This window comes from Nonomuraea marmarensis (genome assembly GCF_043197025.1).
GTDB lineage: Bacteria > Actinomycetota > Actinomycetes > Streptosporangiales > Streptosporangiaceae > Nonomuraea > Nonomuraea marmarensis.
On record NZ_JBICRM010000029.1, the window covers coordinates 1 to 15,283 of the forward strand.

Annotated in this window: 14 protein-coding genes; 8 read left to right on the forward strand and 6 right to left on the reverse strand. The window is 67.0% G+C overall.

Translation table 11 applies throughout. The features are described from left to right. Positions 1 to 158: 158 nt before the first annotated feature. Entirely contained in the window at positions 159 to 746 is a 588-nt protein-coding gene (locus ACFLIM_RS35645) for a hypothetical protein (RefSeq protein WP_393172779.1), read from the reverse strand. Between the two features lie 187 nt (positions 747 to 933). After that, positions 934 to 2,505 (reverse strand): DUF7405 family protein, encoded by a 1,572-nt coding sequence (locus ACFLIM_RS35650; RefSeq protein WP_393172780.1) that lies wholly within the window; start codon positions 2,503 to 2,505, stop codon positions 934 to 936. A gap of 605 nt (positions 2,506 to 3,110) precedes the next feature. Here ACFLIM_RS35650 and ACFLIM_RS35655 point away from each other — a divergent pair. After that, positions 3,111 to 3,992 carry a hypothetical protein gene (locus tag ACFLIM_RS35655; RefSeq protein ID WP_393172781.1) on the forward strand — a complete coding sequence of 294 codons (882 nt, stop codon included), beginning with the start codon at positions 3,111 to 3,113 and terminating at the stop codon, positions 3,990 to 3,992. A 305-nt stretch (positions 3,993 to 4,297) separates the two neighbouring features. On the opposite strand, the gene ACFLIM_RS35660 is transcribed toward ACFLIM_RS35655, so the two are convergent. Next, positions 4,298 to 4,837 carry a hypothetical protein gene (locus ACFLIM_RS35660; protein ID WP_393172782.1) on the reverse strand — a complete coding sequence of 180 codons (540 nt, stop codon included), beginning with the start codon at positions 4,835 to 4,837 and terminating at the stop codon, positions 4,298 to 4,300. Positions 4,838 to 4,852: 15 nt separating this feature from the next. Further along, positions 4,853 to 6,040 (reverse strand): hypothetical protein, encoded by a 1,188-nt coding sequence (locus ACFLIM_RS35665; RefSeq protein ID WP_393172783.1) that lies wholly within the window; start codon positions 6,038 to 6,040, stop codon positions 4,853 to 4,855. Positions 6,041 to 6,244: 204 nt separating this feature from the next. Here ACFLIM_RS35665 and ACFLIM_RS35670 point away from each other — a divergent pair, with 204 nt between their 5' ends. The 5 genes from ACFLIM_RS35670 to ACFLIM_RS35690 all read left to right on the forward strand — a co-directional run bounded on the left by ACFLIM_RS35670 (position 6,245) and on the right by ACFLIM_RS35690 (position 11,972). Next, positions 6,245 to 7,453, forward strand: coding sequence for a plasmid pRiA4b ORF-3 family protein (locus tag ACFLIM_RS35670; protein WP_393172784.1), 1,209 nt, complete (start codon positions 6,245 to 6,247; stop codon positions 7,451 to 7,453). Between the two features lie 266 nt (positions 7,454 to 7,719). Then, entirely contained in the window at positions 7,720 to 8,442 is a 723-nt protein-coding gene (locus ACFLIM_RS35675) for a tyrosine-type recombinase/integrase (protein WP_393172785.1), read from the forward strand. 150 nt (positions 8,443 to 8,592) lie between these two features. Next, positions 8,593 to 8,976, forward strand: coding sequence for a tyrosine-type recombinase/integrase (locus ACFLIM_RS35680; RefSeq protein WP_393172786.1), 384 nt, complete (start codon positions 8,593 to 8,595; stop codon positions 8,974 to 8,976). Between the two features lie 329 nt (positions 8,977 to 9,305). Continuing rightward, entirely contained in the window at positions 9,306 to 10,673 is a 1,368-nt protein-coding gene (locus ACFLIM_RS35685) for an IS110 family transposase (RefSeq protein WP_393172787.1), read from the forward strand. A 384-nt stretch (positions 10,674 to 11,057) separates the two neighbouring features. After that, positions 11,058 to 11,972, forward strand: coding sequence for a hypothetical protein (locus tag ACFLIM_RS35690; protein ID WP_393172788.1), 915 nt, complete (start codon positions 11,058 to 11,060; stop codon positions 11,970 to 11,972). A 73-nt stretch (positions 11,973 to 12,045) separates the two neighbouring features. Here ACFLIM_RS35690 and ACFLIM_RS35695 read toward each other — a convergent pair whose 3' ends face one another. Both ACFLIM_RS35695 and ACFLIM_RS35700 read right to left on the reverse strand, forming a co-directional pair. Then, on the reverse strand, positions 12,046 to 13,227 hold the full coding sequence (locus ACFLIM_RS35695; RefSeq protein WP_393172789.1) for an integrase core domain-containing protein: 1,182 nt from the start codon (positions 13,225 to 13,227) through the stop codon (positions 12,046 to 12,048). Positions 13,228 to 13,382: 155 nt separating this feature from the next. Next, the gene (locus ACFLIM_RS35700) at positions 13,383 to 14,150 is read right to left on the reverse strand and encodes a FadR/GntR family transcriptional regulator (RefSeq protein ID WP_393172790.1); all 768 of its coding nucleotides are present in this window, start codon (positions 14,148 to 14,150) and stop codon (positions 13,383 to 13,385) included. Between the two features lie 256 nt (positions 14,151 to 14,406). On the opposite strand from ACFLIM_RS35700, the gene ACFLIM_RS35705 reads away from it, so the two are divergent. Then, positions 14,407 to 14,796: a hypothetical protein gene (locus tag ACFLIM_RS35705; RefSeq protein WP_393172791.1), complete on the forward strand. Its 390-nt coding sequence runs from the start codon at positions 14,407 to 14,409 to the stop codon at positions 14,794 to 14,796. Between the two features lie 103 nt (positions 14,797 to 14,899). Then, a complete protein-coding gene (locus ACFLIM_RS35710) occupies positions 14,900 to 15,223 on the forward strand; it encodes a 2Fe-2S iron-sulfur cluster-binding protein (protein ID WP_393172792.1) in 324 nt (107 codons plus the stop codon). Positions 15,224 to 15,283: the final 60 nt, after the last annotated feature.

A 15,283-nucleotide genomic window follows, 5' to 3' on the forward strand; every position in this document is an offset into this window, starting at 1 on the left:
AGCACGGCCTGTCGGCCTTCGACGCGATCCACCGCGCCTTCACCGGCAACCTGTGGATGCCGCCCGTCGCACTCGACGCCTGATCAGCTCGTATCACGCAACGTCACAGATCCTTCTGATTGCTTACGTATTGAGTGGCTGATCCTGCTCTCCTGGGATCACGTTTCATGATCGTGTCCACGGTGTACGCCATCACCGGGCGTCTGCTGCCTTTGCACGGGACGGGGCGTCATCTTCCGCGACGCCCCGCCGGTCAGGCCTCGATGGCCAGCAGCGAGCGCACGTCCCGCACCGCTGGCCGGTCCCGCTGCTCCAACAGCACAGCCTGCAACACCATGCGTCCTGCCTGCATGACCGAAGGCGAGCAGGAGTTCGTCGTCGCTGGTGACGGATGCCGTTTGCGCGTAATGGTCGGCGCCGTTCAGCAGGGAGGTGAGGTCGCCGTAGCGGCCGTGCTGAGCGATGAACGTGGGCGTCACTCGTTCGGCCGGGCCTCGTTCCAGATCGGGCAGGCCGGCCCTGTGCCGGTAGCGCAGGTGCGCGTTGGGGCCGAAGGCGTGGCGGGCCCAGGCGGCGAACCCTTCGTAGTACGGGTGGTAGATCGTCACCGCTTGCATCGCGCCTGTGTGCGCGATCTCTTCCAGCAGGTGCACGAGGGCGGGCCGGCCCTGGACGGGGAGGAACTCCTTGGGCAGGTAGCGGGCCCACGGGTGGACCCGGGCGCCCAGCCCGCCTGCGGCGATCACGACCCGGGGAAGACCTGGAACAGTGCGCCACCGCGCCTGAGTGAGCGAGGAAACCGGCCGCCGTCACGGACCGGCATCGACGCCACCGACCTGTACGCACTGGGCGGAGCACTCGCATGGGTCGGCGACCAGCCCACGCTCCCCTCTTGCCTGCGCCAGGCATCGCGCTCAGGCGTGGGCAGGATGGTCAGGTCAGGAACTCGGCGAGTGGAAAGGATCGGCGGGAACGCGGCGGGATCAGGAAGTTCTGCCGGTGCGTCGTGTGCATGACAGAGTTCAGGCCCGCTCCGGACGAGCGCGGCGAGAACGGAGCACTCCTCCCGCCGGGGAGCACGCCGTCCATGGCGAGGCGCACGCGATTGAAGATCTCGGTGGTCGGGGTGAACAGCAGGAAGTGCAGCCCGGGGGCCGGTTGCTTGCTGTAGTGGTTTCCCACGGGGTCCGAGGTGTAGTGGAACGGATTGTCCAGCGTGGCGAAGTCCCCGCGATTCGTGATGGCCGTGTCCACGGGATAGACGTGACCGTAGTTGCTGGTCAACTCCTGTTGCAGGCGGTTCACCGGCTGCATGCTTCCGTTGTGCCCGTAGGCGTGGAATTTCTTGATGTCGGAAAGGACGTCGGCCTCGTTCTGCTCGGGCGGATCGGCCGTGATCGTGTTCGGCGGGAAGGAGATTCCCGGGCGGAACATGGCATGGATCCGTTCCTCGAACGTCGGAAAATCCTTGGAGTACCACGCGACGAGGTCTTCGAACAGATGCGACAGGGGCATGATGGTCCCCTGTTTGAAGTAACCGTTGGGCCACTGGTCGGTCCAGCCGGGAAACGTCTCGAAGTTGGAAACCGGGGTGGAGCTCTCCGCGTCCCTGAGCGTGGTGGTGAAGCCGAGGAAGATCGGCGACAGCCGGGGGATGAATTTCGCGCCGGGAACGCCTGCCTGCGTCGCCAGCTTGCTCGCCAGCCCCTGCCGTCCGGTGTGCCCTCCACCCGTGAAGCCCCGCCGGATGCTGGTCACCTTGAACAGGTCACCCGCCTGACCGTCTCTCGTACCGAACAGAGTGTTCGTGACGTCAAGAATCTTGGTGATCGAGTCGCTGCGCAGCAGCACCGCGACGTCGTTGTCCTCCAGGCGGACCGGCCCGAAGCCGGGGGGCGGCTCATCGCTTGGGAACGTCCTGGACCGCTGCAGCGCGTAGACGGTCCGGCCGAGCTCCTTCGAGGTGGTCACATCCACCGGCAAATACATCGGGTACGGCGTGCCAGCGTCGAAATAGCTCGAACTCTTCCCGAGTCTGGGGATGTAATGCTCGAAATAGGGGAGCCCCCAGGCGATTGTGATGGTCACCCCGCTCGGGGCGGGCGGGTACTGCTGCTCCAGGCGCTTCAGCACCTCCTCCAGGTGCCGGTGCGCCTCCTGCAAGGCCTTCGCCCGTGCCGGCGCCTTCAGCTTCGCCGTGATGACATGGGCGTGGAACGGCGGGATCGCGACGGCCATCGTGCCCTTGCTGCTGGCGACGCCGGAGCCGTCGTCCATGATGACGCGCGGGCGCGGGAAGACGTACTGCTCAGGCGGCAACGCCGGCGAGGTCGGCGGGGTCGGCGGAGTCGGCCGCTCGGGCGCCCCCATTAGCGTGTCGACGAGCTCGTAGATCCCCGCCGAAGCCAGGGCCGTGGCGAGCGTCCCCCCGGCGAGCAGGTACCGCCTGCTCGGCATTCCAGAAGTCCGCGCCCCGGGCGGGTCGCTTCCGTCGTTTCCTGTCATGTCGCGCGTTGTACCGCCCTGTTGGGACTGTCGAACCCGAGTTGGAGGTGTTTTGGAGAGCGTTTGATTGGACGACAAGACAGAGCTCTTCGCTCGTTTCCAGCGCAGAGTCCTCGGCGGAGCTGGACCGGTCCGGGATGGCTCGGTCCAGCTCCCGGAGCCGACGTACCTGACAAATGTGAAGGTTCGCCGGGGAGCGGTGAGCCGAGCAGGGGACAAAAGCCCATCAAGATGACCAGCGCGGTGGCGGCCGAAGGACGTTCGTCCTCTACTCCAGGACCTCGGGCAGCGGGCGGCTTCGTCCCGGAGCCGTCCGCGCAGAAGGCGATAGCCGCCCTTCACGGCATCCCTGACCATCTGCGGAAGACCTTGCCATGGCCGGACTGGTTGGCCACCGCGTGCGAGCGGACAAAAGGGACTCACGCCTACGGCGATCAGACAGCTACGGTAGAACTGCTGACCGATCTCGCAGTGGGAGGCCCGGTGGACCGGCGCGAGTTCCTGATGATGACGTCGGCCGCGCTGGGCGCCTCGATCCACCGGCTGGCAAGACGCCCTCGCTGGCCGGACCCGCCCCGACCGGCCGCCGGCAGATCACCACGCCCATGGTCGATCATCTTGAGGCCCGCCTGGACCGCCTGCGTCGTCTCGACGACGCCTTGGGCAGCGCCCAGTTGCGGGAACTGGCCCAGGCCGAGTTCGCGTTCATCGTCGGCCTGATCAAAGACTCCCGCTTCGACGACACCACCGGCCGCCGCCTGTATGCGGCTGCCGCCGAAGCCGCCCGCTGCTGCGCCTGGGTCCACTTCGACGACGGTTTCCACGCCCAAGCCGAGCGGTTCTTCGACGCCGCGTTGGGCGCCTCGGCCACCGCCGGTGATCCGCTCATCAGCGCCTACGCATTGTCGTTCCGGGCGATCCAGCACTACACCGCCGCTGACCCGCGCGACGCCGTCGCCTTGATCGAGGCCGCTCAAGCCCAGACGAAGAGCACGGCCACCCCCCACTTCCGCGCGATGCTCGCCGCTCGCGCGGCCCGCTCCTACTCCAAGGCCGGCGACCGGCACGCGTGCGCCCGCGCCCTGCACCAGGCCCGTGATCACCTCGCCGCTGGCCCACACGACGACGACCCGCCCTACCTCTACTGGGTCAGCCTGGGGGAAGTCGAGATGATCGCCGGGTCATCAGCGCTCCAACTCGGCGACCCCCGAGAAGCGATCCGCCATTTCGACGCCGCGATCGACGCCAACTACGCAGGAGACGACCAGTACCCGCGCACACACGCCATCTACCTGGCGCGCGCCGCAGACGCCCATCTCGCGCTGCACGACCTGGACCAGGCAGTAGCGGTCGCTGAACACGCTGTCCGCTGCCTCGGCGGCGTCGACTCGGCGCGGTCCTCGGCAACCCTGGACGACCTGAGGGACAACCTCGCCGAGCACCGTCATGCGCCAGTAGTCCGGGACTTCCTCGACCTCACCGCATGAGGACCCCCATCGGGACAAGCAGGCAAGTCTCAGGCCCGGTGCTCGGGTCCGTGTCACCAGAGGCAAGGTAGAAGGTAGAGCGTTGCCGCAGGCCACAGGGGACGGTCGCGGTGCCCAACTGCGGGTTTCGGTCCGGGCGTTCGGGGATGAGTCCGGCGCTCGCCGCCCGATAACAGCGGCGGGTGCGTTTCCGCAGGTCGCGTTGCTCGCTAGTTGCTCGTTAATGGCTTATGCCAACCCGTCCAGGAACTCCCGGTTACTAACAGCTACTTTGCGTCTGGTGACACGGATCCGAGCACCAGATTTCACACAACGCCCGCTTTGGCTATCAGACACGATGCATGGGCGTGCCGCCGTTTCAGCAGATCGCGGTGCCAGCGCAGGACGATATCTGGGCTGACGAGAAGCCGTAGCCGGCGCAGGACCTCGCGCGGCAGCGTAGCCAGGAGGGCGACAAGGAAGGCCCGATCCTCTGGGGCGAATCTCACCCTGGTGCCGACGCCGAGCTGTCGTTCAAGCACGGTGATCTGATGACGCAGGGCAAGTATCTCGACGTCCTTGTCCCGATCACTCATCGTCAGCAGCCGCAGCGCGGCCATAGCGTTCGTGACGGTCGGGTAAGGCCAGGCGAAGGAGCATGGCCAATCATCATGCCGCACCCGCCATCCTCTCCTGATGACCGGAACTCGCGCACACCACGCGAAGCCCTCACTGGGCATGAGCTGGGCCGATGTAATTATCGGCAGGCGCAGAAATCGGTCGGCGACGTGGATGGCCTGGGGCGCGCCGGTCCGGCCGCCGCCGGCACGGGCCAGCGCTTCCAGCGTGGCGCGCAGCCCGGACATCCGGGAGCGGTTCAACTATTCGGTGCGGCGCAGGTCCATGCTGTCGGATCCGTCCCACCGGTTGTTCGCGGCTGCTTGGCGGGCTCGCTCTGCCAGTTCGCCGGTCAGGCCGGTGCGTTCGATGCACCATTCGACCCACTGGGGTAGCAGATCGAGTATGGCCTCGGCGTACTTCTTGATGTATCCGTCCGCGACGAGGATCACGGTGTGCTCGATCCGATGCGGAGAGCAGGCATAGTAGCCGGGTCCGCAGAGGCGGGACCAGGTATCGGCGAGCGTGGCGATGTCCTCTCGTTCGGGTCTGTGGCCATCTCGATCGCGTAGCCAGGCGGCAAAGTCATCGATGATCGGGTTGAGGTCCTGCTTGGGCTTGGGCTCAGGAGCGACAACGAACGACTCGCAGAGGGCGCTGGCGCGCTGGCGCAGGCGAAAACGCTCGGCGATGAGCTGTTGCGACTCACTGCCGAGCAGCAGGCCGCCCAGGAGGTCAGAACGGCACAGCGGATCCAACAGGCTGCGGGCCGTGGCTTGGTCGCACGGGGCCGGTTGGGTGGAGGCGGGTGCCGCGTGCGTCCCCACGGCGGCTCGCCACTCGGCGAGGGCGTCCTCCGGTGAGGCGAAGACGGCAGCGTGCACGACCCGGTCTCCGGTGCAGCGGTCAATGTCCCAGCAGTACCAGTGCGGGTCCTCCTCGCCCCAGGCGAAGGGGGCGAGGAGCGCGTACCGCGAGCCGTACTCGTCGGCCAGCAGCAGTGGCTCTCCGGCCGGAGTGGCCCGGAGAATCTCACTCGGCCACCCGGGAGCGATGCCAGCCTTGGCCAAGGCCGTCGTGGTGTCCTTGATGGCTTCGCGGACGGCGAGGTCGAGGTCGCGGCGCAGCATCTCCCCGCTGGACGGCGGGGTCATCGCGGCGAGCCCGTGCAGCATCCGCCACAGGTCATCTATCTGCCCGCCAGTGCGCGCGGCGATCTGGATCTCGTCGCGGACGAGGTCAGCCAGAGAGGCCAGGTACTGGTCCCAGTGGAAACCCATGGTCTCGGTCTGTGTGCGCGTCCACATCTCCTCGCCGACCAGGTCGACGACGGCGCTTTCCAGCCGCAGAGGCGAGTGGGCGGGCAGGTCGGCTAGGCGCTCGATGATCGCATTCTGGGAGTCCGGCCACCACTGATCCCCAGCGGTCCCCATCAGCGACTCAAACAGCACAGAACGAGGGTCGGGCGAGGGCTGACGGGTGGCGAGCTGCAGCGCGCGCCGGGCAGGATGGCCGCTGACTCCCCGCGTGGGGTTCGCCTTCGCTCTACGCCTCTTCGCCACAGCACCCGATCCTACGGTGTCTCATGGGCCAGAAGGACTCGTTCGCGCGACGCGGGCGGCTAAGGCCGAACGCTGCGCCATACTCTGAACGCTATGCAGGAGGAGTTGCGGGCGTTCACCGAGTGGGTGGGCGGAGGCCGGAAGCTGACCCAGACGGGGAAACTGACGCTGTCGGACGCGCGGGCGCTGGTGGCGCTGCTGGAGACCGGCGACGAGATCGACCCGAAGATCGGCGACCGCGTGTTCCGGACGAAGAGCAGCACCGAACTGCCCGGATTGAACCTGATCGTGGAATGGGCCAAGGCGGCTGGGCTGGTCCGGGTGGTCAAAGGGCGGCTGCTGCCGGTGACGAAGGCGGCGCCACTGCTGAAGGACTCGGAGCGGTTGTGGGAGGCGTCGTTCACGGCGTTGGGGAAGATGAGCGAGGCGCTCTTCCCCAAAACCTACTGGTACACGTCGCTGGTCGGCGAGGAGTTCACGCTCATCTGGCCGGCGCTGCTGCGTAGGTTGTACGGCGGGCCGGTGCCCGTTGCGGATCTCCGGGAGCTGGCCTGGGAGATCGTGTCGCCGTACTACGAGATGCGCGACCTGCAATCGCAGCGGCGGATGGCCGGCCAGGACATCGATCGACTGCTGGCCGTCTTGGTCCGGCTGGGCGCGGTGGAGCTCACGGAGGAGACGGCGACTCTGACCCCGGTGGCGGTGAACGCCGTACGGCGCAGCCTGGGTGAGGCCGCACCGGGAGAGCCGATCTATCAGATCCGGGTGACGCTCCAGGAGAGTGCGGATCCGGTGATCTGGCGGCGCCTGCTCGTCTCACCCGGGATCACGATCGACAGACTGCACGACATCCTGGTCGCGGCGATGGGCTGGGAGGACCGTCATCTCCACCTGTTCACGGCGAGCGGTGTCCTGTACGGCGAAGCGTCACCCGAGTGGGACCTGGACGTTCTGGACGAGAAGAAGACCTCGCTGCCGGAGGTGCTCGCACAGGTCGGGGCTACCATTGAGTACGAGTACGACCTGGGTGACAGCTGGCGGCATGACATCGTGCTGGAGGAGATCCTCACCGCGGAGGAAGGGGTCCGTTACCCGGTGCTGGTGGACGGGGCGGGCGCTTGCCCACCAGAGGACGTCGGCGGCATCGGAGGCTACGAATACCTCCGTCTGGTGCTGGCCGATCCCGAACACGACGAGCACGACGAATATGTCCGCTGGGCCGGTCTAGAAAGCGCGCAGGAATTCGACCCGGCCCGGTTCGCCTTTGAAGCCGCTCGCCGAGCGCTGGCCTCGGCTGGGTGATCAGATGCACACTGCAGACGCGCAGCCCGCGCGCCTCCTCACCGTAGCGCTCGCCCCGCACATCAACGCCTGAAACGCCCCGCGAGGGGGATCCTTGCACGGAAACCCTGGTGGTGCCCGGTCGGGACCATCGCGGCAGCGCCGACCGCCACACCCCTGAGCTTCCCCCCGTACTCCGGACACTTGACCTGAGGTCACCCCCGATCGAATGCGAGCCCTAGCTGGCGCGTCTCTCGTCGCACACCGTGGGGGCGGAGGTGGGACAGATGGCAAAGACTCGTGTGCAGGTCAGCAGGCGATGCGGCTGCGTGGATGCGGAAACGGGACGTCAGCGAGGCGTGACGTGTCCGCGGCTGCCGGTAGATGACGATCACGGCAGCTGGTATTTCGCGGTGCAGGTACACAGCCTGGACGGGCAGCGGCAGCGCGTCCGCCAGGGCGGTTACGCCGACCCCGAGGAAGCGCAAGCGGCAGGCCGAGCCTTGGCCGCTGCCGACCACGACGGCGCAGGGGCCGGATGCACCCTCGGACAGTGGCTGGCACGCTGGCTGGCCACCAAGGACGCCCTCCGTCCGTCGACCCGGCAAGGCTACGCCACACACATCCGCCTCCACCTCATCCCGCAGTTGGGACGGATCCTGCTCCACCAGCTGACCTCTCGCGACGTCAACGGACTGCTCGCGGCGCTGGCGTCCCGTCCCTCATCGACCGGCCGCCGGTTGTCGCCCGCGACCGTGGTGCGGATCCACGCCACCTTGCGGACCGCACTGAACGCGGCGGTCCGTGCCCGGCTGATCCCCCTCAACCCGGCTAACGGGGCCGAACTGCCCCATCCCCGGCGACCGCATCCGGTCGTCTGGACCGCCGGGCGGACCGCCCGGTGGCAGCAAACAGGAGAACGTCCGGCAGTGGCGGTCTGGACCGAACAACAGCTCGCGACCTTCCTAACCGGCATCGCGCAGGACCGTCTGTATGCCGCGGTGAGCTAGCCGGGCTGCGCTGGACGGACGTCGACCCGCAGGCCGCGGAGCTGACGGTGACGCAGCAGCGGGTGCACGCCGACGGCCAGGTCGTGGCCGGGCCGCCGAAGAGCGCCGCCAGTTGCCGGGTGGTGGCCCCTGGACGCGGAGACTGTGCGGGTGCTGACCGGGCACCGCGAGCGCCAAAAGGAGCTGAGCGCGAGGGCGGGCACCCGCTGGCGAGACTCCGGGTACGTGTTCACCATCGCGGACGGCGCGCCGCTGCGGCCGGACTACCTCACCGGTCGGTTCCGCCGGCTGGTGGCGGCCTCCGGACAGCCGCCGATTCGGCTGCACGACCTGCGGCACGGTGCCGCCACGCTGGCGCTGGCCGCGCGCACCGATCTGAAGGTGGTGCAGGCGATGTTGGGGCATGCCAGCATTGTGCTGACCGCCGACACCTACGTCTCGGTGCTGCCCGAGGTCGCCCACCGAGCCGCCAGGGAAACGGCCAGGCTGGTGCTGAAAGCCGCGTCCACACTGGGGCGAGGGCTCGGCGGCTGACTCAGCTTTGCCTCATATCTGCCCCATGCCGCCCCAGCGCACGGGCGCGGCTGGAGGTTCCGCAGGTGGAGAAGCGCGCCCTGCAGGATTCGAACCTGCGACCGTCGGATTAGTCCGCGCAGGCGTGAAAATGGGGTCGGGTTGCCCGCCGACGTCGGTGTCTTCTTGGGATCTGGAGCCCGTGGATTAGTCTGACGCCGGGGCCCGACCTGGAAGGGTCACGCACTGTTGCTTCGAGCACGCCGGTCAGAATTTCGGTTCCCGACCGAGGCCCCCGGGCATCCCTCCACCTACCCCCCGACAGGTGATGGAGGACGGTTCGCGTGGCGATGCGAGAGCCTCATGAAATCCCCGATGAGGAACACGAGCAGGTCTTCCAGCGGGTCTGCGCGATCGATGTGGCCAAGGACTCCGGCAAGGTGTGCATGCGCGTGCCGCACGAGTCGAAGCCGGGCCGGCGCCTCAGCAAGGTGTGGGACGTTGAGGCCACGTTCAACGCGGTCACCGAGCTCGCCGATCATCTGGTGCGCCAGCGGATCGAGATAGTCACGGTCGAGTCGACTTCCGACTATTGGCGGATTTGGTTCTATCTGCTGGAAGCGCACGGCCTGAAGGTCCAGCTGGTCAATGCCCGCGATGTTAAGAACGTCCCCGGCCGCCCGAAGACGGACAAACTGGACAGTATCTGGTTGGCCAAGCTGACGGAGAAGAGGCTGCTGCGGCCCTCGTTCGTGCCGCCAAAAGAGATTCGTACGCTGCGGGACTACACCCGGATGCGGGTGGATCTGACTCAAGAGCGGACTCGGCACTGGCAGCGGCTGGAAAAGCTGCTGGAGGACTCGCTGATCAAGGTGTCGTCGGTGGCCAGCAAGCTGGACACCGTCTCGGCCCGGGACATGGTCGAAGCGCTGATCGCGGGGGAACGCAACCCCCGAGTGCTCGCCGATCTGGCCCGCGGCAAGATGAAAGCCAAGAACGCCGCCCTGATCGAGGCGTTGACCGGCCAGTTCGACGACCACCACGCTGAACTCGCCCGGATGCTGCTGGACCAGATCGACGGCCTCACCAGGCAGATCGATCAGCTGACCGTCCGGATCGAGCAGGAGCTCTCAGCCCTCCCCGCCGCTCAAGCTGCCCAGCACGGAGACGGTCACGGCTGTGACTGCGGCTCCGATGAGTGTGACCACTGCCAGATGGCCCACATCCTGCTCCCGGCGCTGGAGCGGCTGGATGAGATCCCCGGTATCGCCCGGCACATCGCCCAGGTGATCATCGCGGAGGTCGGACTGGAGATGAGCCGGTTCCCCACCGCAGGACATCTGGTGTCCTGGACCAAACTCTGCCCTCGCACCATCCAGTCCGGGGCCAAGAGCAGATCCGGTCAGACCGGAAAGGGCAACCCGTACTTGAAAGGCGTACTGGGAAACGCCGCCGCCGCTGCCGCCAAGAGCGACACCTTCCTGGGCGAACGCTACCGGCGGATCGTCAAACGCCGCGGCAAACTCAAAGCCCTGGTTGCCATCGCCCGATCCATCCTCGTCATCGTCTGGCATCTGCTCGCCGATCCCACCGCCCGCTTCAGTGACCTGGGCGTCGACTACTACGCCAACCGCATCGACAAGGGGCAGAAGGCCCGCAACCACATCCGGCAGTTGGAAGCGCTCGGCTTCACCGTCACCCTCACCCAGGCCGCCTGACCAATACCGGCCCTGACCAACCCCAGCCCGCAATCACCGGCTGGGGTTCGCTGCCGCCTGCCCAGCTGAAGTGGATCATTTTCCGGTCAGAAGACCGGACCAGCCACCTGTGAGTCGCCAACCAGTTGCAGAAGATCATCCAGACATTCGCCCCGAAGCGAAGCGCGGTCCACGCCCGCGTCCACCGGCAGTCGCGCCGACGCGAGCCGAATCACGTCCTCGGCGAGATCTAACTCATACCGGACCACCACGTCGCCGCTCGACGGCAACCATCCACCACACTCTGATCCAGTTCTCGCGCTCACAGCCGTCAACCAAGTCGGCCATCACGAACCGTCATCACCTGCCAGCGAACCCACGCAGTGCGGGCATCCGCATGGAAGCGTGAAGGACGTGGCGATCGAGAACCCTCTCCACCTGTTGGGACGCCTACGGCTGGGCCGGGAGGAATACTGCCAGCGGCTCCTGACCATGCTGATCGTGGGCGGCCCCTATCCCCGCTGGAACAGGCGTACCCGGCCGTCGCCCCAGGGTGCCGCCTTCCTTCGGTCACTGGATGAGCTGTCCTTCGGCCCCACCGAGTGGAACGGACCACCCTTGTTCGTGGACGAGTTCGAGCTGCGTCCACGGCATGACGACGAACAGGGCGGAGCACCCGACTACGCCGTGCTGTGGAACGAACGGCTCTGGATGATCGAATTGAAGACGGAGAGGTCAAGCCACCGGCAAGGCCAACTCTCCGGTTACTACACGCTCGCCGACCATCATCATCCGGGCCTTGCCGTGGATCTCACATACCTGACCCCACCGCTCACCTTCACGCCGCCGGCCAGCCGGGACGGCAGCAGGTTTGCGCACGTCACCTGGACACGGATCCTCCCCCTACTGGAAGAAATCTGGGGCGAGGGCACGAACGTGGAACGACATGTCCTCACGACGTTGCGGGCGGCATTGGAGAGCATCGGCTCGAATTGGTCTGACTGGCGGGCGCAGCGGGTCGGCGTAAGAAGAGATGAACCTCCGGCGGTCGAAGACACGGCGATGACTCTGGCCGAGGCCACCGCTCGCGACGGACGACAGCGAGCCGTGGACCATCCGACGGCGGACCTGGACCAACTTCAGCACCTTCGCCTGACCCTACGGCAGGCCATCCGCACCAGCCCGGAACAGTCCCCCATCCGCCACGTAATGCCCTGGCTCTGGAGCGCCACGACCAGCGGCGGCACTGCTCTCACAGCCTCCGGCCACGACACGGGGTTCGAACTGCGTCTTTCCCGCTATCAAAAGCCAGTGTGCTGACCGGATCCGAATTGACGCGCCTGTGCCGTGCCAATACTCGTGTGCTGGCTCTCACCTGGGATGCAAGAGATTGCTAAGCCGCTCGCCGATACTGATTGATCAATCCCGAGACAGCCTTGGTCCGTCGGACCGGCGCCCTCATGTCGATCACCCGGCCTGGCTCGTGCAGTGGCGGCTTCTGATCTCGGGACTGATGCGCACGATGATCGTTGTAGTGCCGCTCGAATTCGGCGAGCACCCCTCGCAGATGCCGCTCACCATAGACCAGCACGTGGTCCAGGCACTCACGCCGTAGCGTCCCGGCGAACCTCTCCGCATAGCAATTCGCCCGCGGCGCACGGGGTGGAATCTTGAGGATCCGTACGCCAGACCCGGTGAACACCCGGTCGAAGACCCGGGAGAACTTGCCATCGCGGTCTCTGATAAGGAACTTGAACCGGCCGGCACGCTCCCCCAGGTCCATCAGCAGGTTCCGGGCCTGCTGAGCGGTCCACGCCCCGGTCGGGTGAGCGGTCACGCCCAGGATGTGAACGCGCCGTGTTTCGATCTCCATCACGAAGAAGATGTACAGCCGCTTGAGGAACACGGTGTCGGCGTGCACGAAGTCGCAGGCCAGCAGGCCGCTGGCTTGGGAGGCCAGGAACTGCCGCCAGCTCGGTGACGCCCGGCGTGGTGCTGGGCCGGGCCCGGCCGCCGCCAGGATCCGGCGGATCGTGCCCTCCCCCACCCGATGCCCCAGACCGATCAACTCACCTTGAATCCTCCGATAGCCCCACCGGGGATTCTCCTGAGCTAGGCGTATGACCAGGTCACGCACCTCCTCGGCAATCGGCGGACGGCCGGCGTTGCGCGGGTAGGCCCAGTGCCGCTTGACCAGCCTGCGGTGCCAGGCCAGTAGGCTACCCGGCGTCACGATCCGACGCGCACGAAACCAGCGCGGAAGACGCCGGGTGAGCGCGGCCAGGATCGCCCGGTCGGCCCAATCCGGCCGCGGATGAGCGACCTGGCGCCGCAGCACCGCCACCTCATGCCGCAGCACGAGGATCTCCACCTCCATCGAGGCATCGCTGCGGGCCAGCAGCATCAGCCATCCCACAACCCGGACGAAGATCAGATACAGCAGACGGAAGCACCCGAGGATCGAGGATAAACCGCAGGTCAACCACCATGCACGAGTATTGGCACAGCACAGGGACATGCTCCCCCTGTTCGCGCAGCCCAACACGGCGGTGCCGGGGGCGAGCGGGCCCGTCATGTTCGACTCCGGGACCGGCAACCGGCTGGGTTGGCGCTGCCCGTCCTGCGGTTCCGCCAGGACGCCGCGCCCGAGGTGCTGAACGACCCGCGCCGGGCTCGGGACCATCCGTGCCACGGCACGGCCCTGGCCGAAGCCGGCTGATCCTGGCAGAGCTACTCCTCGCCGTCCGGGTTCGCCAGGCGATCGGCAGTGCGCTGGAGATGGCGTGTCATGACGTTGCGTGCTCGTTCGACGTCCCGCTGCTCGATCGCCTCAACCAGCTCGAAGTGTTCGTGGGCTCCCCGAAGGCCCATCAACGGCGCGGCGACCTGTGCCTGCTGGAGCGACATGAGCAGGGGGCCGTGGAACGTGTGCACCAGCATCTCGATCGCCGGATTGTGCACGGAGGAGGCGACCCGCACGTGGAAGGCCGCCGACATCGCCATGGTGTAGGAGCCGTTCTCCAGCGCGCTGAGACCCTGATCGACCAGGACGCGCAACTCCGCGATGTCCTCTTCGGTGGCGCGCTCCACCACCAAGGGAAGGATGCCGAGCTCGACGACCATCCGGGCTTCTGTGACGTCGAGGGCGGTCATCGGGGTCAGGGTCAGCAGCTCCGCCAGACCCTTCCCGACGCGTTCGCTCGACGGACGGGTGACGAAGGCGCCGCCCCGGGCCCCGACGCGGATCTCCACCAGGCCGCCGGCCTCGAGTACGCGGAGAGCCTCACGGACGGTCACTCTGCTGACCCCGAATCGCTCGCACAGACTCCGCTCACTGGGCAGCCGATCACCGGGGACGAGCTTGCCCTCCCTGATCAGGAGCCGCATCTGTTCCACGATGACCTCGGAGATGCGATCGACGCTCACCGGGCTGAACAGGCCGGCGGTGCTCCTCTTGCCCGGCGTCCCATCCGATGGCCCCACTGACGCATTGGCCATGCCGGCGCCCCCTTCACGATCTCGTCCGTCGATCTCGGCCGTCTCCCGCCTACATCGTACCAAGAAATGGTCTAACCAATTTCTAGAGCAGCCCATGGGTCTATTGAGAAAATGGTCTTATCATTTGCTAGATTGCGGTCGTGTCGAGCCGTTCGCGACACCGCCGAATCGAGAGCAGCTTTCATGAAACTGCCACCGGCCCTGCGCCATCGCGACTTCGCCCGCTACTGGTCGGTGTGTCGCCGCCGATTTGGCGGTGCTGGCCTCGGCCGGCTACGGCGTCGCCACCCTGGCGCCGGCCCAGTCGCCCTGGTTGCCGCTCGCACTCACGTCCGGCCTGCTGATCGGCACTTTCGACGCGCTGGCGACGACGATACGCCCGGCGGCGGTGCAGCCGGAGACTCCGGACGCCATGCGAGGCCGGGCGGCGATCTACCAGATGGCCTCGCGTGGCGGGCCCGCGCTGGGCGACTTCAACATCGGCTGGGTCGCCGGTTTCCTGGGGCCGGTCGCCGGTTTCCTGGGGCCGGTCGGCGCGTTGTCCTTGGGCGGCTTCGTCTCGATCGCCTATGCGGGCCTCCACTACCTGCGCGGCAGCCGGGTCAGCCGATATTCCGTCGCCCGGGTCCCGGCGGAACAGCCGTAGGCAGCCCACCTCGGCACGTCAACTCCCGCGCGTGGCAAAGGTTGACCTACCCAATACGAGACTAGGTATATTGGTTAGGCCATTATGCCAGAAGGAGGCGTACGTGCCGAAAGTGGTCTACGTCAGCACCATGGGCGACGAGCGCGTCGTCGAAGCCGCGGCTGGAGAGACGGTGATGTCCGCTGCGGTCCGCAACGGCGTGCCGGGAATCATCGGCGAGTGCGGGGGCAACAACTCCTGCGCCACGTGCCACGTCTGGGTGCGCGACGATTTCGCAGGTCATGTAGGAGGCCCCGGCGACCTCGAGGACGATCTGCTCGACCTCGGCGTCGAGGACCGACGCGCCACCAGCCGACTCGGCTGCCAGATCGAGCTCACCGACGACCTCGACGGTCTGGTCGTCGACGTGCCCCCTGCCCAGGCCTAGCATCCACCATCTCCCGGCCATTGCCAGCTGGTTAATGGTCTGATAGTTATCCCTTAGGGC